The 16040-nt window shown below is 64.4% G+C and carries 16 protein-coding genes; 12 read left to right on the plus strand and 4 right to left on the minus strand.

Annotated features, from left to right (window positions below; all coding sequences use genetic code 11):
• Window positions 1-7 precede the first annotated feature (7 nt).
• From KR227_RS08855 to rfbA, 6 genes are all read left to right on the plus strand, one after another.
• Window positions 8-793, plus strand: a complete 786-nt coding sequence (locus tag KR227_RS08855; RefSeq protein ID WP_218365005.1) for a cytochrome c biogenesis CcdA family protein — start codon at window positions 8-10, stop codon at window positions 791-793.
• 41 nt (window positions 794-834) lie between these two features.
• Entirely contained in the window at window positions 835-2457 is a 1623-nt protein-coding gene (locus tag KR227_RS08860) for a cytochrome c biogenesis protein ResB (protein ID WP_218365006.1), read from the plus strand.
• 126 nt (window positions 2458-2583) lie between these two features.
• Window positions 2584-3597 (plus strand): c-type cytochrome biogenesis protein CcsB, encoded by a 1014-nt coding sequence (gene ccsB / locus KR227_RS08865; protein ID WP_218365159.1) that lies wholly within the window; start codon window positions 2584-2586, stop codon window positions 3595-3597.
• A gap of 86 nt (window positions 3598-3683) precedes the next feature.
• Window positions 3684-4667 (plus strand): dTDP-glucose 4,6-dehydratase, encoded by a 984-nt coding sequence (gene rfbB / locus KR227_RS08870; RefSeq protein WP_218365007.1) that lies wholly within the window; start codon window positions 3684-3686, stop codon window positions 4665-4667.
• Between the two features lie 54 nt (window positions 4668-4721).
• Entirely contained in the window at window positions 4722-5339 is a 618-nt protein-coding gene (rfbC, locus tag KR227_RS08875; RefSeq protein ID WP_218365008.1) for a dTDP-4-dehydrorhamnose 3,5-epimerase, read from the plus strand.
• Window positions 5336-6223, plus strand: a complete 888-nt coding sequence (gene rfbA / locus KR227_RS08880; protein WP_218365009.1) for a glucose-1-phosphate thymidylyltransferase RfbA — start codon at window positions 5336-5338, stop codon at window positions 6221-6223. Before rfbC ends, rfbA begins: the two co-directional genes overlap by 4 nt.
• Before the next feature lie 7 nt (window positions 6224-6230).
• On the opposite strand, the gene KR227_RS08885 is transcribed toward rfbA, so the two are convergent.
• Window positions 6231-6611, minus strand: coding sequence for a hypothetical protein (locus tag KR227_RS08885; RefSeq protein ID WP_218365010.1), 381 nt, complete (start codon window positions 6609-6611; stop codon window positions 6231-6233).
• Between the two features lie 80 nt (window positions 6612-6691).
• On the opposite strand from KR227_RS08885, the gene KR227_RS08890 reads away from it, so the two are divergent.
• Window positions 6692-7012 carry a DUF4229 domain-containing protein gene (locus tag KR227_RS08890; protein WP_370625216.1) on the plus strand — a complete coding sequence of 107 codons (321 nt, stop codon included), beginning with the start codon at window positions 6692-6694 and terminating at the stop codon, window positions 7010-7012.
• A 6-nt stretch (window positions 7013-7018) separates the two neighbouring features.
• Here KR227_RS08890 and KR227_RS08895 read toward each other — a convergent pair whose 3' ends face one another.
• The gene (locus KR227_RS08895) at window positions 7019-7912 is read right to left on the minus strand and encodes a 1,4-dihydroxy-2-naphthoate polyprenyltransferase (RefSeq protein WP_218365011.1); all 894 of its coding nucleotides are present in this window, start codon (window positions 7910-7912) and stop codon (window positions 7019-7021) included.
• An 89-nt stretch (window positions 7913-8001) separates the two neighbouring features.
• Between KR227_RS08895 and KR227_RS08900 the strand changes: the two genes are divergently transcribed.
• Window positions 8002-8835, plus strand: a complete 834-nt coding sequence (locus KR227_RS08900; RefSeq protein ID WP_218365012.1) for a glycosyltransferase — start codon at window positions 8002-8004, stop codon at window positions 8833-8835.
• On the opposite strand, the gene menE is transcribed toward KR227_RS08900, so the two are convergent.
• Window positions 8832-9977 carry an o-succinylbenzoate--CoA ligase gene (gene menE, locus KR227_RS08905; RefSeq protein WP_218365013.1) on the minus strand — a complete coding sequence of 382 codons (1146 nt, stop codon included), beginning with the start codon at window positions 9975-9977 and terminating at the stop codon, window positions 8832-8834. The genes KR227_RS08900 and menE overlap by 4 nt on opposite strands.
• A 16-nt stretch (window positions 9978-9993) precedes the next feature.
• Window positions 9994-11415, minus strand: coding sequence for a short-chain fatty acyl-CoA regulator family protein (locus tag KR227_RS08910; RefSeq protein WP_218365014.1), 1422 nt, complete (start codon window positions 11413-11415; stop codon window positions 9994-9996).
• Window positions 11416-12008: 593 nt separating this feature from the next.
• Here KR227_RS08910 and KR227_RS08915 point away from each other — a divergent pair.
• Genes KR227_RS08915 through KR227_RS08930 form a run of 4 tightly spaced genes read left to right on the plus strand, consistent with a single transcriptional unit; the run spans window position 12009 to window position 15922 of the window.
• A complete protein-coding gene (locus KR227_RS08915) occupies window positions 12009-12764 on the plus strand; it encodes a succinate dehydrogenase cytochrome b subunit (RefSeq protein ID WP_218365015.1) in 756 nt (251 codons plus the stop codon).
• A 23-nt stretch (window positions 12765-12787) separates the two neighbouring features.
• Entirely contained in the window at window positions 12788-14797 is a 2010-nt protein-coding gene (locus KR227_RS08920) for a fumarate reductase/succinate dehydrogenase flavoprotein subunit (protein WP_218365016.1), read from the plus strand.
• On the plus strand, window positions 14797-15546 hold the full coding sequence (locus KR227_RS08925) for a succinate dehydrogenase/fumarate reductase iron-sulfur subunit (protein WP_151529311.1): 750 nt from the start codon (window positions 14797-14799) through the stop codon (window positions 15544-15546). The genes KR227_RS08920 and KR227_RS08925 overlap by 1 nt, the downstream gene beginning before the upstream one ends.
• 43 nt (window positions 15547-15589) lie before the next feature.
• Complete coding sequence (locus KR227_RS08930; RefSeq protein ID WP_218365017.1) at window positions 15590-15922, plus strand: hypothetical protein; 333 nt, start codon at window positions 15590-15592, stop codon at window positions 15920-15922.
• The last annotated feature ends 118 nt before the right edge of the window (window positions 15923-16040 follow it).

Here is a 16040-nt window from a genome sequence, read left to right on the forward strand (position 1 = left end):
GATCTGAGTGGACACCAACGCCGTCGCTGACCTCGTGGCCAGCGGCCCCCTCCTGCTGGGGCTGCTCGCCGCCGCGCTCGCAGGGCTGGTGTCTTTCGCCAGCCCCTGTGTGGTGCCACTGGTGCCGGGCTATATCTCCTATCTCGCCAGCGTGGTCGGCGGCGAGATCAGCTATGACGCGCGCGGCGGCGCCGTGGTGCGCGGCTCCCGCGCCCGCGTAGCCGGGGCAGCGGGGCTGTTCATCCTAGGCTTTACCGTGGTGTTCGTGCTCGCCACCGTCACCGTCTTCGGCACCATTCAGGCGCTCACCGTGCAGGCCACCACGCTGCAGCGGATCGGCGGGGTCATCACCATCATCATGGGCGTGGCGTTCATGGGCTATATCCCGGCGCTGCAAAAAGACACGCGGTTGCAGCCGAAGCGCATCTCCACTTGGGTGGGGGCGCCGCTGCTCGGCGGGGTCTTCGCCCTCGGCTGGACCCCCTGCCTCGGCCCCACGCTGGCAGCGATCATCTCCGTGGCAGTCGGCACCCAAGGCACCACCGCCGCCCGCGGGGTGGCGCTCATCATTGCCTATTGCCTCGGGCTTGGCCTGCCCTTCTTATTGGTGGCGCTGGGGTCGGCCCGGGCGATGAACTCGGTGGACTGGATGAAACGCCATTCCCGCAGCATCCAGAAGATCGGTGGTGCCCTGCTCATCGTGGTGGGCGTGTGCTTGGTCACGGGGTTGTGGGATAGCTTTATTAACGTGATCAGGCAGTGGACCGTTAATTACGGCACCACCCTGCTCTAGGCCGCGGCTCCGACTCCTCAAAGGACAACGCTGAGTACCTCATGAAAAACCTCAACCGCTATGTCGTTCGCGCATGGAACTGGCTCACCAGTATGCGCACCGCGCTCATCCTGCTCTTCCTGCTTTCTCTGGGCGCCATCCCCGGCGCCCTCTTGCCGCAGCGCAGCCTCAATGAGTCCAAGGTAGAGGAGTACATTGCCACCAATGGGCGTATCGCGGAGGTCTACGATACGCTGCAGCTTTTCGACGTCTTCAGCTCCACCTGGTTCACCGCGATTTATGTGCTGCTGTTTATTTCTTTGATCGGCTGTATTCTGCCGCGCAGCTGGGAGCACTATCAGGCCATGAAGCAGCCGCCGGTACGCGCTCCCAAAAAACTGGAGCGCCTCCCGCACTACTCCGAGGGCGTCGTGGAGGAGAGCCCGGATGAGGTGCTCGCCGCGGCCCGCAGCCGGATGAAGGGCTGGCGGCTGAAGGAGTACTCGGCCACAGAGGATCGCAGCGGACAGCGGTCGCTGGCGGGGGAGAAGGGCTATGCGCGCGAGCTGGCCAATCTCGTCTTTCACCTCGGTTTGGTGGGCATGTTGATTACCGTGGCCTGGGGGCGTTTGAGCTATTACGAGGGCCAAGTGATCGTGGTGGCCGATACCGAGGAGTCCCAGTTCTGCAATACCGCGGTGGCGAACTATGACAGCTTCCGCCACGGCGCCACCTTCGATGGCACCAGCCTCAACCCCTTCTGCATCGACGTCCACGACTTCACCGCCGACTATCTGCCCAATGGCCAAGCGGAGATGTTCCACAGCAACGTCTCTTGGGCCGAGGGCGAGGACGTATATTCCGATCCCTCCACCTGGCAGGACTATGAGCTGCGGGTGAACCACCCGCTGCGCATCGCCGGCGATCGCGTCTATCTGCAAGGCCATGGCTTTGCCCCCACCGTCACGGTCACCTGGCCGGATGGGGAAAGCCGCACCCAGACCCTGCAGTTCCGCCCCGATGATCCCACCTTCTTCCTCTCCTCCGGCGCGATGCGTTTCGATCCCCCGGCGGGAATGTATGAGGAGCTCTCGGAGCGCCGCCAGAACCAGATCGCCCTCGAGGGGCTCTTTGCTCCCACCGCCGCGTGGTCGGGGGAGAATAATGAGCTGCTCGCCTCCGCCTTCCCCGCGATGCGTGATCCCGCCCTCGCCATCGATATCTATCGCGGCGATGCCGGGCTGGATACCGGGCGCGGGCAGTCGCTGTGGAGCCTTGACCCCTCCCTGGTGCACACCGGCCAGCTGCAGAAGCTGGAGCGCGTCAATCTGCTGCAGGGCGAGTCTGTCACCCTTGACGATGGCACCACCGTCACCTTCGACGGCGCCAAGGAGTTTGTGAACCTGCAGATCAGCCACGATTCCACCCAGATCTGGGTGCTGGTGAGCACCATGATCACCCTGGCGGGGCTCGTCGGCTCGCTCGCGATCAAGCGCCGCCGCATCTGGATTCGCGTCAGCCCGGTTGCGGGCGGCACCCGGGTAGAAACCGGTGGTCTGGCCCGTACCGACCGCGCCGGCTGGGGCGAGGAGCACGACGACCTCGCCCGCGCCCTCTACGGGCTGCCCGATCCGGAGGATGAGAGCTTCGACGCCGAGGTGGATGCCCAGCACATTAAGGGCTAGCCGCGCCCCCGCTCGGCTCCCGCCGGGGCCCCGCTGGGCAGGGCAGGCTTATTGAAATTGGCCTAAGGTTCGCTACACTCTCACGAAGAATAAACTCTTGACGGGATAGGACGACTAGTGAATTCCCTGCCGGTTAATCAGTCTGTGGCGACGTTTTCGGATCTCACCTTCGCCTCGGCGTTTGTGGTGTACTTCTTGGCGCTCGCGCTCGCGATCGTCTACTACGTGAAGCACACCGCCGCCGCGGAGGCCACGATCGACGCCACACGCCCCGCGCTCGTGGGCACAGCGAGCTCCGCCTCGGAATCGGATGCCGAGTCCGGCAGCTCCGCTACCCCGTCGCCGGCCGCGACGAAGAAGGCAGCAGACCTGGAGGCGAAGGCGCGGCGCTTCGCCAACATGGCGCAGACCATGGTGTTCCTCGGCATCGTGCTGCACGCCACCTCCCTGGTGCTGCGCGGTGTCTCCGCCTCCCGCTTCCCCTTCGGCAACCTCTACGAGTACGTCTCCGTGATCACCTTCGGCACCATGCTGGTGACCGCGCTGATGGTCACCTCCCGCGCCATCCCGGCGCTGTGGCCGTGGGTGCTCACCCCGGTGCTGGCACTGATGTTCTTCGGCGGCACCAAGCTCTATGCCGAGTCCGCGCCGCTGGTTCCGGCCCTGCAGTCCATGTGGTATCCCATCCACGTTTCCACCGTGGTCACCGGTGCCTCTATCTGCATGCTCTCTGGCCTCGGCTCGCTGGTGTTCCTCTTCCGCAGCCGCTTCCCCAAGGGCAAGGAGCCCGCTACCTTCTTGGGTCGGGTGGCCCGGCCGCTGCCCGCGGCGAAGGTCTTGGACCAGATCGCCTATAAGACGGCCATTTGGGCGCTGCCGATCTTCGGCCTGGGTATCGCCTTGGGCGCGATCTGGGCGGAGTCCGCCTGGGGTCGTTTCTGGGGCTGGGATCCGAAGGAGACCATGTCGCTGGTTACCTGGCTGCTCTTGGCCGCCTATCTCCACGCCCGCGCCATCCCCTCCTTCAGCCGCGTATTCGCCGCCTGGATCAACGTGGTCTGCCTCGGCACCATGGTGTTCAACCTCTTCTTCATCAACATGGTCACCTCGGGCCTGCACTCCTACGCCGGCCTCAACTAACGCCCCTGTCTGTACCGAGCGGGTGTGGCCACTGCGGCGCGCCCGCACCGCGCCCGCTCCTCGCCCGCGCAGAAAGGACCTCTGTCGTGCATCTCGTGGTCACCGGCGGCGCCGGTTTCATTGGCGCGAACTTTGTCCGCCGCACCCGGCTCACTCGCCCCGAGGTGGAGCGCATCACCGTCCTCGACGCGCTCACCTACGCCGCCAACCCCGATAGTCTGGCCGGCACGGACGCGCAGCTGGTGCAGGGCACTATCTGCGATGAGCAGCTCGTGCACGAGGTGCTTCACGACGCCGACCTCCTGGTGCACTTCGCCGCGGAAAGCCACAACGATAATTCCATCGACCACCCCGAGGTCTTTGCCCGTACCAATGTGGAGGGCACGGTGACCCTCGCCAAGTGCGCGGTGGCGCACGGGGTGCGCATGCACCACATCTCCACCGATGAGGTCTATGGCGATCTGCCCCTCGACTCCGCGGAGCGTTTCCGGGTGGATAGCCCCTATCGGCCCTCCTCGCCCTATTCGGCGTCGAAGGCAGCCAGCGATCACATGATCCGCGCCTTCGTGCGCTCCTATGGGCTGCAGGCGACCATTTCTAATTGCAGCAATAACTACGGCCCCTATCAGCACCCAGAGAAGTTCATTCCCCGGCAAATCCTCAAGCTGCTACAGGGCGAGTCCGTGCGCCTCTACGGCGATGGCCGCAATGTGCGGGACTGGATTCACGTGGACGATCACAATGACGCCGTGTGGCGCATTATCGACGCCGGCACGATCGGCTCCACCTATCTCATCGGGGCGGATGGGGAGGCCTCCAATAGGGACGTGGCCGAGCTGCTCGTCGAGATCATCGGCGGCGGCGCTATCGAGTATGTGCGCGATCGGCCCGGCCATGATCGTCGCTACGCCATCGATCCCAGTTCCACCGAGGAACTCGGCTGGGCGCCGGCGCACACCACGCTGCGCGCCGGGTTGGAAGAGACCGTGGAGTTTTATCGCCGCAATCCGCAGTGGTGGCAGGCGGCCTATGCCCGCTCCGAGGAGCTCTACGCCGCTCGCGGCGTCTAGCCGCACTGCTCAGCGGGGTGCAGCCTCGCGCCGCGCGGCACTATAGTGGTGCCTATGCTGCATGAACTCTCCACCCTGCCCAGTTTCTACACCGAGCCCACCGTGCACCCCGATACGCGGGGCAGCTTCCACGAGTGGTTTAAGGCCACCGAGTTTGAATCCTTCACCGGCCACCCCTTTGCTTTGCAGCAGGCGAATATGTCTGTCTCCCGGGCCGGAGTCCTGCGCGGGCTGCACTTCACCGCCGTGTTCCCCGGGCAGCAGAAGTATGTCACCTGCGTCAGTGGCGAGATCTGGGATGTGTTGGTGGATGTGCGCCTCGGCTCGGAGACCTTCGGTCGCTGGGAGGGCGTGACCCTTTCTGAGGAGAATCGCCGGTGCCTCTACATCCCGGATGGCTTCGCCCATGGTTTTGCCGCGGTGCGCGATTCCACCGTCTGCTATCTCACCTCCAGCGAATACGACCCGAACGTCGATTTCGGCATCGATCCGCTCGATAGCAGCCTCGGTATCGAATGGCCGGTCACTGATCCGATTTTGAGCGATAAGGACCGCGCCGCCCCAGGGCTGGACGAGGCTCGCGAGCATCTGCCCACCGTCGAGGACTGCGAGGAGCTGCTCAACATGTACAAGGATGGGTGGGTGCTGGCGAACGAGGAAGCGCAGCAGTGAAAGGCATCATCCTCGCGGGCGGCACCGGCTCCCGGCTGTGGCCCATCACCTTGGGCGTCTCCAAACAGCTGGTTCCGGTCTATGACAAGCCCATGATCTACTACCCGCTGTCTACGCTCATGCTGGCGGGTATTGATGACATTCTCGTGATCGTGGATCCGAACGATGAGCCGCAGTTTCGCCGCCTCCTCGGCGATGGCTCCCAATTCGGCATCTCCTTAAGTTTCGCCACCCAGGACGCCCCACGGGGTCTTGCCGACGCCTTCCGCATCGGCCGGGACCATATTGGCGAGGACAGCGTGGCGTTGATTCTCGGCGATAATATCTTCTATGGTGCCGGCCTCGGCACCCAGCTGCGCCGCTTCACCGAGGTGGAGGGCGGGGCGATCTTCGCCTATTGGGTGGCGGATCCGAGCGCCTATGGGGTGGTGGAGTTCGACCGTGAGGGCAATGCGCTGTCGCTGGAGGAAAAACCGGCCCAGCCGCGCTCCCAGTTCGCGGTGCCGGGCCTGTATTTCTACGACAACGAGGTGGTGGATATCGCCGCCGGGCTCACCCCGAGCGCTCGCGGCGAGCTGGAGATCACCGATATCAACAACCACTATTTGCAGCGGCAGGCGCTGCAGGTGGAGGTGCTGCCGCGGGGCACCGCATGGCTGGACACCGGCACCCATGAATCACTCATGGACGCCGGCGATTTTGTGCGCACCATCGAAAAGCGCCAAGGGCTCAAGATCAGCTGCCCAGAAGAGGTGGCGTGGCGCATGGGGCTGATCTCTGATGAGCAGCTGCGCATCCGGGCGCAGCGTTTGGAGAAGTCCGGCTATGGCGCCTACTTGAGCGAGATTCTTCGGCGCGAACAGGCCGCCGCCGCCCGCGCCTAAGCCCCAGCTAAGAGCCTGGTTTCTCCTCGGGATTCTCCTCCGGGTTATCCTCCGGTTGTTCTCGCGGCGTATCCGCAGAGGCGGGGTCAGGCTGCTGCTCGGCGGCGCGCTGCTCCTCGAGCCGGCGCTGCTCCTGCCTGCGTTCGCGGCGGCGCCGCTCCTCGGCCTCTTGGGCCTGGCGCTCGAGTTCCTGCTGGCGGGCGCGCCGCTCCTTGAACTGGCGTTTTTCCAGCTCCCAGAGGAATTCCTCATCATCGTCGGGGCCCTTGATGACGGGCCGCTGCGACTGCTGGAGCTGGTTGTTGCGTTTCCAGCTCGATGGCCCGAAGGCCTTCCAGATCAGCACCAGGGCGGCAATGATGAGAATGAGAACGATGAGACGACCCACTCGCTGACAACTCCGATCTCTACAAACAATGATGCGGGCTACGTTTTCTTCCCCCAAGGATACGGCTAAACTCGGTGCTTGTGACTAGCAGGGTTGAATCGGACGCACCGGAGTTGGATACAGAGCTGCGCAGCCGCGCGTGGAAAGACTCCGCGCTGTATGCGGGCGCACGCATCGTGCTCTTCGTTGTACTCACCGCGCTCATCAAGGGGGCGGCGGTGCTCATTGATTCCCCCGTGCCCTGGCTCATCTGCGCGCTGCTGGCCCTCCTCGTGGCCTTCCCGCTCTCGTTGCTGATCTTCAGCTCCCTGCGGATGCGCGTCACCGGCGAAATGGCCGAGTGGGATGAGCAGCGCAAAGCCCACAAGAAGTGGGTGGAGGAAGAACTAGCCAATCGCTAAGCGGCGCTAGCCGGCCAGCGCCAGCGCGGCGGCGATAACGAGGGAGAACACCAGCATCCCGCGCCCGGTCAGCCCCAGCACGGGGATGAGTGCCGCGCCGGTGGCGCCGCCACGCACTGGCCGTGCGGCGGCCGCAAGGAAAGGTGCTGCGAGCAGACCCACCAGGCACCACCAGGTGGCACTGACTGCGAGTAGCAGGATGGCCACCAGCGGCACGGCTATGAGCGCCAGCCACAGGGTGCGGGTGCGCTTATCACCGAGAATCACCGCCAGCGTGGTTTTCCCAGTGGCGCTATCGGAGGGGATATCACGCAGGTTATTGGCTAGGTTCACCGCGGCCGACATCGCGCCCACGCTCACTGCCAAGGCCACGCCCACGGCACTGATGGAGCCGGCTTGGGTGAACTCGGTGCCCAGCACGGCCACAAGCCCGAAGAACACAAACACGGCTACCTCGCCCAGCCCGCGATAGCCATAGGGGCGCGAGCCACCGGTGTAGAACCACGCCCCCGCGATACAGGCGATACCTACGAGGATCAGCCACCACGCGCTGAGCAGCGAAAGCACAATCCCCGCTAGTGCGGCCACCCCGAAGGCGGCGAAGGCGGCGCGCTTGACCTTCGCCGGCGCCGCCAGGCCTGAGCCGGTGAGCCGCAGCGGCCCGGAGCGATCATCATCGGTGCCGCGGATCCCATCCGAGTAGTCATTGGCGTAGTTCACCCCCACAATCAACGCCCATGCCACCAGCAGCGCCAGCAGGGCGCGGGGCAGCGAGGCCCCCTGGGCATAGGCGGCGGCCCCCGTGCCGGCAATCACGGGGGCGAAAGCATTGGCCCAGGTGTGCGGTCGGGCCCCTTCGAGCCAGTCGGCGGCGGTCGCGGTGGAGCGGGAGTTCTGCATAGCTACTATTTCTACCCGCGGCCCGTCCCCTCGTGGCGCTTGGGGTGCTGAACTCAGCGGCGGGGTCGGGCTGGGCTAATCTCGAGCGTGTGTGGCTGAACTATCTCTGTACCGCGGCGAAAAATGCGCTGTGTCATCTTCCCTTGCTGCTGCGGCTGGTATGGCGCAACCACACCTCGCGCACCCCGATGCCGCAGCATCCCCAGGTGGTCATTAGCCTCAGCAGCTATGGCCGCCGGCTGCGCTGGGTGCATCTCGCTATCGAATCGGTGGCGCATGCCGCCCCGGTGGAATTGTGGCTCGAACCGCAGGACTATCACGCCCCGCGCTCGGCCGGTCTGCAGCGGCTCTGCGCCCGCGGCCTGCGCATCCGCCAGGCGGAACCGGGCCTGGGGCCGCACACCAAATACCTCCCGGCGGCGCGGGCCCACCCGCAGAGCTGGCTCATCACCATCGACGATGATGTGCTCTATCCGCCCGCGTGTGTGCCGCAGCTGCTCGCAGCGGCCCGGCCCACGCAGATCACCGCCCACCGCGCCCACCGGATCAGGCTGCAGGGCCAGCGCATCGCCCCCTATATCCGCTGGAATCCCGTGCGCAGCACCAGCGCCTCGCTTTTGCACGTGCCCACCGGGGTGAGCGGGGTGTGCTACCCGCCGGGATTCGTGCAACGGCTCGCCCAGCTGCGCCGCGAGGATATCGCCCCCAGCCTGCACTGCGATGACCTGCTGCTACACCACACCGCCCTGCGCGCCGAGCTGCCCGTGGCGCAGGTGGCGCACACACCGCGCACTTTTCCGCTGCTGCCCTCGGCGGCCCTGCACCCGCTGGTGCGAGAGAACCTCGCCCACGGCAATGATGCCGCCATTGCGCGGCTCTACACCCGGGATGACGTCGTCAAGCTCTATCAGGCGAAGCGCTAGAACAGCCGCGCCACCGCCCGCCGATCCACCTTGCCCGGGCCAGTAAGCGGCAGGGTGTCCACCCGCAGCAACTGCTTCGGCAGCTGCCAGCGGGGAAGATGATCGAGCGCCTCAATGATCTCGCCCACCCGCGCTGTGCCGGTATAGGCCGCCACAATGGCCTGGCCGAGGCGCGCATCGGGGATGCCGGTGACACACGCTGTGTCCACCCCAGCGATATTGAGCAGCTCCTGCTCCAGCACCTCGGGGTGCAGCTTCAGCCCGCCGGAGGAGATGATCGCATCGAGGCGGCCGGTCACCTGCAGCAGGCCATCCGTGATATGCCCGCAATCATTGGTGGAAAACCAGCCCGGGTGGGCAAAAGCATCCGTGTCCTCCGAGCTCACATTGCGGTAGCCGCGGGCCACCATCGGCCCGCCCAGATGAATCCGCCCATGCTGTCCCGTGAGTTTCACCGAGGCCCATTCGATGGGCACGCCATCGTAGATACAGCCGCCCGCCGTCTCCGAGGAGCCATAGGTGCACACCACGGATATCCCGAGGCGCCGCGCGGCGGCGCGGGTGCTTTCGGTGGTGGGTCCGCCGCCGACCAAGATGGCGTCGTAAAGCCGCAACGCCTCGATACCCTGCAGTGACGCCAAGGCCTTGTGCAGCTGGTTGGGCACGAGTGCGGTGTAGAGCGGATCCTCCCCGGCAGCGCGCCGGGCGTGGGCGGTGGCGCGGGCGAAGGCGTCGAGGTGGAAGCCGCCGGAAACATCGAGGGTGGTGGGGGTGGTCTCGGCGAGGATGCTGCGGATAAGCACCTGCAACCCGGCGATGTGATGGGCGGGCAAGGCCAAGAGCCAGGCTCCCGGCCCGTGCAGAGCATTATGGGTGGACACCGCCGAGGAGGCGAGGTTCTCGCCGCTCAGCAGCGCCCCCTTGGGCGTGCCGGTGGAGCCGGAGGTGGAGACCACCAGCGCCACCTCGGGATCGATCTCCTCGCCGACGCGCATGGTGCGGGCCAGCTGCTGGGCGCGGGAGCGGTCCTGGGCGGGCAGCGGCAGCAGGCTGCGTTCACCGGCGAGGGCCGCGGCGAGATCAGGCAGGATGGCGGCAGGATCAGCGGGGGAGACAGGCAGGGCTTCCAGCATGAATCTCATGGTAGCCGCGGGCCTGCTAATAGGCGGCGAGGGAGGAGGAGTGGGCGTCGAAGCGCGCAATGCCCTGGATGGCGGGGAAGGCGCGCTGCGCGCAATCCGTGCGGGCACACACCCGACAGCCGGGGCCGATGGGCACCGCGGCGGCTGGGTTATTCACCGGCAGCGCATCGAAATACACCATGCGCCCCGCGTGCCGAGCCTCGCAGCCCAAGCCGATCGCAAATTCCTTGCCGCCCTGGTCAAAGGTGCCATAGCGATGGCTGACGGTGCGGGCGACCCACACATAGGTGCGGCCATCGGGCATGGAGGCAAATTGGCGCTGCACATGGCCCGGATTGGAGAAGGCCTCGTAGACATTCCACAGCGGGCAGGTGCCGCCGGAATGAGTGAAGTGAAAGCCCCCGGCGGATAGCCGCTTGGACATATTGCCGGCGCGGTCGACGCGGATGAAGGTAAAAGGAATGCCCCGCCGCCCAGGGCGCTGCAGCGTCGAGACGCGGTGGCAGATGGTCTCGAAGCCGAGGCCGGTGTAATTGGCCAGGTACTCCAAGTCATAGCGGGTCTTATCCACCAGCTCGTGGAACTCGGTATAGGGCAGCAGCAGCGCGGCGGCGTAGTAGCTAGCCAGGCCGCGCAGCGCCAGCAGGGAGGATTCACGGGTGCTGAAGTCCGCCTCCTCGACCAGCCGCTGCAGCTCTAAGCCGAGCTCGAGGTGGGCGAGCACACTGGCGATACGAAACGCCTGCTGGCCCGGCCCGATGAGACTGGAGATCTCCAGCGTGGCGGTGCTGGGGTCATAGCGGTGCAGGGTGGTGCCGGTGGTGGTGGGCAGCACGGTCACCCCATGCTCTTCGGTGATGTACTGGTGCAGCGCCGCCAGGGTGGCGGGTGTGGAGCCCAGGTGCAGCCCCAGCTTCTGGTGCAGCTGCTCCGCCGCGGTGTCGAGCTGGTGGAAGTAATTGTTATTGGCGTGGATGAAATCCCGCACCTGCTCGTGGGGCATGTCCAGCAGATCGCCGGTGTGATCCTTCATCTCCTCGCTGTGGCTGCGTTCGTCGGTGAGCAGCGAGAGCTTATCGCGGATGGTGCGATAGCGCCGGTGCATGTCCACGATGGTCTTGGCCACCGTGGGGTGATCGGCCACCACCTCGGAGAGCTCGGCCAGATCCACCGGCTGGGCCACCAGCTCCTTGTCCGCGATCACGTCCTTGACCTCGGCGAGGAGCCGAGAATCGTCCTCGTGGGAGAAGAAGGTGGCATCGATTCCGAAGGCCTCGGTGATTTTGGACAGCACCGATACGGTCAGCGGGCGCACATCGTGTTCGATTTGATTGACATACGAGGCAGACAGCCCCAGCGTCTCCGCGAGGGAGGCCTGGCTGAGGTCCCGTTCCCGCCGCAGCTGCCGCAACCTAGAACCCACGTATGTTTTTCCCATAGAGACATAGTACGTGAGCGGCATCACCTCAACCGGATCAGTGCTCGCCGCGGCGGCAGAGCCGGTTCACCCGCGTATTCGGGGTGCCTGCGCGCCGGGCCGCGGCATATATACGCCCACCTATGGGTGTGTTTTTCCGCGGTTCTCCCCCTGATGCGGCGCCGTCTCGAGCGCTCCCTGCGGGGCTCTTATCGACGTCGTGAGCTGGGCATATATCCCGCCATGGCAGAACTGAGGCTGGGGTGGGGTACGCGGAGCGCTCGCGGGCTCGGTGTCGGCGCGCGAGGTGAATTAAGAATCAAAAATGTTGCGTAATTTCGGATCGCGAAAGTGCCCCCGATAGGGGTTGATTGTGGGGCTTGGGGTAAATGTGAATCTCGAAACGGCCCACCAACCGCGTATCCTGATAGAGGAATGAGAATTCGCAGTGAACTGCCATAATGGCCGTGCAGCACACTTCTTCTAGAGGCGAGCCTAACCTAAAGTACTTGATACATGCTAGTTATAGCGTTGTGAGTTGGGTCACCCCGTCATGGAGCGAGTGGTTCCGCCTGTGAAAACGGCCGTAAGGTATTAGCGACACTGGAGGTGCCATGACTGTTAAATATGACGACCGTGACGCAATCGCGCACGGCAAAATTACTGAAAAACCACTCCGCGAGCGGCCGGGCTTTCCCACCTGGGCCGTGAAGCTCACGATGGCGATTACCGGCCTGATCTTTGCCGGATTCGTCGTCGTCCACATGGTGGGTAACCTGAAGATCTTCTTGCCGGATCATGATGGCCGCCCCGCGCTCGACGAGTACGGCGAGTTCTTCCGTACTGTCGGTGAGCCCGTTATGCCTTATGGGTCGGTGCTGTGGATCCTGCGCATTGTCCTGCTGGTGGGCATCGTTCTCCACATCTGGGGAGCCTTCACCATCGTGGGCCGTGCTCACCAATCCCGCGGCAAGTTCCGCCGCACCAACAAGATGGGCGGTCTGCAGAGCTTCGCGACGCAGACCATGATCGTCACCGGCATCGTGCTGCTGGCCTTCATCATCTTCCACATTCTGGACCTGACCGTTGGTGTCCAGCCGGCAGCATCCGCGTCCTTCGAGCACGGTGAGGTATATGCCAACGTTGTGGCAACCTTCAGCCGTCCGGCCGTGGCCATCTTCTACATCATTGCTCAGCTCTGCCTGTTCCTGCACCTCACCCACGGCATGTGGGTGGCAGTGAGCGACCTGGGCATTGTGGGTAAGCGCTGGCGTGCTGTGCTCTCCTTCGTTGCTTACCTTGTTCCCGCCATCGTCCTGATCGGCAATGTGCTGATCCCCGTCGCAGTCCTTGCGGGCTGGGTCAGCTAAGGATTCCAGGAGAGTTAAGTTCCATGAGTAAAGAAATCGATACGTCCTTCCTCGACAACTTCGAGGCTCCTGCCTCCGTAGTGGAGGGTGTCACCCTCGGCTCGGTCCTCAACGACAATGCACCGCACGGCGTCGTTCCTACCAAGGACATGTGGGAATACCAGAAGGACCACATGACCCTGGTCTCCCCGCTGAACCGCCGTAAGTTCAACGTGATCGTGGTGGGCACCGGCCTCTCCGGCGGCGGCGCAGCCGCGGCTCTCGGCGAGCTCGGTTATAACGTCCAGTGCTTCACCTATCACGACGCCCCGCGTCGTGCGCACTCCATTGCTGCCCAGGGTGGTGTGAACTCCGCCCGCGGCAAGAAGGTGGACAACGACGGCGCCTACCGCCACGTCAAGGACACCGTGAAGGGCGGCGACTACCGCTGCCGCGAGCACGACTGCTGGCGTCTGGCCTATGAGTCCGTGCGCGTGATCGACCACATGAGCGCCATTGGTGCTCCCTTCGCTCGCGAGTACGGCGGCACCCTGGCTACCCGTTCCTTCGGTGGCGTGCAGGTCTCCCGCACCTACTACACCCGTGGTCAAACAGGCCAGCAGCTGCAGCTCTCCGCTGCTTCCGCGCTGCAGCGCCAGATCCACGAGGGCACCGTTGAGATCTTCACCCACAACGAGATGGTGGATCTGATCATCAACGAGCGCGAGGGCGGCAAGCACTGCGATGGCGTGGTCATGCGCAACCTCATTACCGGCGAGATCAAGGCCCACACCGCCCACGCTGTGGTGCTGGCCACCGGTGGCTACGGCAACGTCTACCACATGTCCACGCTGGCAAAGAACTCCAACGCATCCGCCATGATGCGTGCCTATGATGCGGGTGCCTACCTGGCCTCCCCGTCCTTCATTCAGTTCCACCCGACCGGCCTGCCCGTCAACTCGCACTGGCAGTCCAAGACCATCCTGATGTCGGAGTCGCTGCGTAACGACGGCCGCATCTGGTCTCCGGTGACGGAGAAGGACGACCGCGACGCCAATAGCATCCCCGAGGAGGAGCGCGACTACTTCCTCGAGCGCCGCTACCCGGCATTCGGCAATCTCGTGCCCCGCGACGTGGCCTCCCGTGCGATCTCCCAGCAGATCAACAAGGGTCTCGGCGTTGGACCGCTGCACAACTCGGCATACCTGGACTTCCGCGACGCCATCCAGCGTCTCGGCGAGGACAAGATCCGTGCTCGTTATGGCAACCTCTTCACCATGTATGAGGAGGCCACCGGCGAGAACCCCTACAAGGTGCCGATGCGTATTGCCCCCACCTGCCACTTCACCATGGGTGGCCTGTGGACCGACTTCAACCTGATGACCTCCGTGGACGGTCTCTTCGCCGCCGGCGAGTGTGGCTGGACCTATCACGGCGCGAACCGCCTCGGCGCGAACTCGCTGCTCTCGGCATCTGTGGACGGCTGGTTCACCATTCCGTTCACCGTTCCGAACTACCTCGGCGAGCACCTGGGCAAGGAAGTTCTCTCCGCGGACTCCCCGGAGGCCAAGGCCGCCGTGCAGCGCGCGGAGGACCGCATCTCCACGCTGATGAACGTCAAGGGCGACCACGGCCCGGAGTACTTCCACCGTCAACTCGGTGAGATCCTGTACTTCTCCTGTGGCGTGTCCCGTAACGAGAAGGACCTGGCCGATGGCATCGAGAAGATCCGCGCCCTGCGCAAGGACTTCTGGGCCAATGTCAACATCCCCGGCAAGGCCGATGAGATGAACCAGGTGCTGGAGTACGGCCTGCGTGTGGCCGACTACATCGACCTGGGCGAGCTCATGTGCGTTGACGCTCTTGACCGCGACGAGTCCTGCGGTGCGCACTACCGCGAGGATCACCTCACCGAAGACGGCGAGGCCCGCCGTGACGACGAGCACTGGTGCTTCGTCTCCGCATGGGAGCCCGCCGGCGAGGGTAAGTTCATCCGCCACGCCGAACCGCTGTACTTCGAAGCCGTTCCGCTGATGACAAGGAATTACAAGTAATGAAACTGCATCTAGAGATTTGGCGCCAAGCTGGCCCAAACACCGAGGGACATTACGAGCCTGTCGAGGTTCCGGACGCTGTACCGCAGATGTCGGTCCTCGAGCTGCTCGACCACGTCAACTCCCAGTACGTTGAAGAGGGCAAGGAGCCTTTCGCCTTCGCTTCTGACTGCCGTGAGGGTATCTGCGGAACCTGTGGCGTGATGGTCAATGGCCGTCCGCACGGCCCCCTGAAGAACACTCCGGCCTGCCAGCAGCGCCTGATGGACTTCAAGGATGGCGACAAGCTGCAGATCGAGCCGATGCGCTCCGCCGCCTACCCCGTGATCAAGGACATGGTTATTGACCGCTCCGCCCTTGACCGCGTCATGCAAAAGGGTGGCTATGTCACCGTCAACGCGGGTACCGCGCCGGACGCTGACACCATGCACATGAACTACGAGGACAACGAGTTCGCACTGGACCACGCAGCCTGCATCGGCTGTGGTGCCTGTGTGGCCGCCTGCCCGAATGGTGCCGCTCACCTGTTCACCGGCGCCAAGCTGGTGCACCTGCGCATGATGCCTCTCGGTAAGGAAGAGCGCGGTCGCCGCGCCCGCAATATGATCGACGAGCTGGAGACCAACTTCGGCCCCTGCTCGCTGTACGGTGAATGTGCCGATGTGTGCCCGGCCAGCATCCCGCTGACCGCTGTGGCATCCATCAACTATGAGCGGGCCCGAGCTGCATTCTCGGGCAAGGATCGCTAAGCTGATTCTTAACATTTGCTTAACTTGAACGAAAGGCAAGGGTATGTCTGCGAAGAAGGTTTCAGACAAGGAACTGCGCATCGAGGACAACTACATCGAGGGCTATGATCCCGTGAGCTTGGAGGCACCGCACTCCTCGCTGCTCAAGAGCTCCACCTGGTGGGGTATGGGCATCATCCTCTCCTCGATCGCTTTCTCTGGCATCATCCTGTTCGGCCTGGCTTCAGGCTCGGTGGATTCCCAGGCCAACGCTTCCACCTACGTCATCGTCGGTGTGGTCGCCACCCTCGCGGTGCTGCTCTTCGGAGTGGGCCTCGTGAAGTACGGTCGCCGCGACTACAAGGCGTACGTCAAGCGCACAGGACGCCACAACTAGGCCGCTGACATACCCCTCAACCTCGTTCAGTACCTCACCACCGCGGCCCCGCACAGCGGGGCGGGTGGAACGAGCTGACTGGCGCGGGTGAAGCGTCAGCGCTCCGTGTTCAACTCAG

This window comes from Corynebacterium sp. TAE3-ERU30 (genome assembly GCF_019209925.1).
Classification (GTDB): domain Bacteria; phylum Actinomycetota; class Actinomycetes; order Mycobacteriales; family Mycobacteriaceae; genus Corynebacterium; species Corynebacterium megadyptis.

What these genes read in the sequence shown, in the direction of transcription:
- menE (WP_218365013.1), bottom strand. Translation starts at nt 9,977, where the DNA reads ATGAGATTCATGCTGGAAGCCCTGCCTGTCTCCCCCGCTGATCCTGCC.
- KR227_RS08915 (WP_218365015.1), top strand. Translation starts at nt 12,009, where the DNA reads ATGACTGTTAAATATGACGACCGTGACGCAATCGCGCACGGCAAAATT.
- rfbC (WP_218365008.1), top strand. Translation starts at nt 4,722, where the DNA reads ATGCTGCATGAACTCTCCACCCTGCCCAGTTTCTACACCGAGCCCACC.
- KR227_RS08860 (WP_218365006.1), top strand. Translation starts at nt 835, where the DNA reads ATGAAAAACCTCAACCGCTATGTCGTTCGCGCATGGAACTGGCTCACC.
- KR227_RS08895 (WP_218365011.1), bottom strand. Translation starts at nt 7,912, where the DNA reads ATGCAGAACTCCCGCTCCACCGCGACCGCCGCCGACTGGCTCGAAGGG.
- KR227_RS08920 (WP_218365016.1), top strand. Translation starts at nt 12,788, where the DNA reads ATGAGTAAAGAAATCGATACGTCCTTCCTCGACAACTTCGAGGCTCCT.
- KR227_RS08925 (WP_151529311.1), top strand. Translation starts at nt 14,797, where the DNA reads ATGAAACTGCATCTAGAGATTTGGCGCCAAGCTGGCCCAAACACCGAG.
- KR227_RS08910 (WP_218365014.1), bottom strand. Translation starts at nt 11,415, where the DNA reads ATGGGAAAAACATACGTGGGTTCTAGGTTGCGGCAGCTGCGGCGGGAA.
- KR227_RS08930 (WP_218365017.1), top strand. Translation starts at nt 15,590, where the DNA reads ATGTCTGCGAAGAAGGTTTCAGACAAGGAACTGCGCATCGAGGACAAC.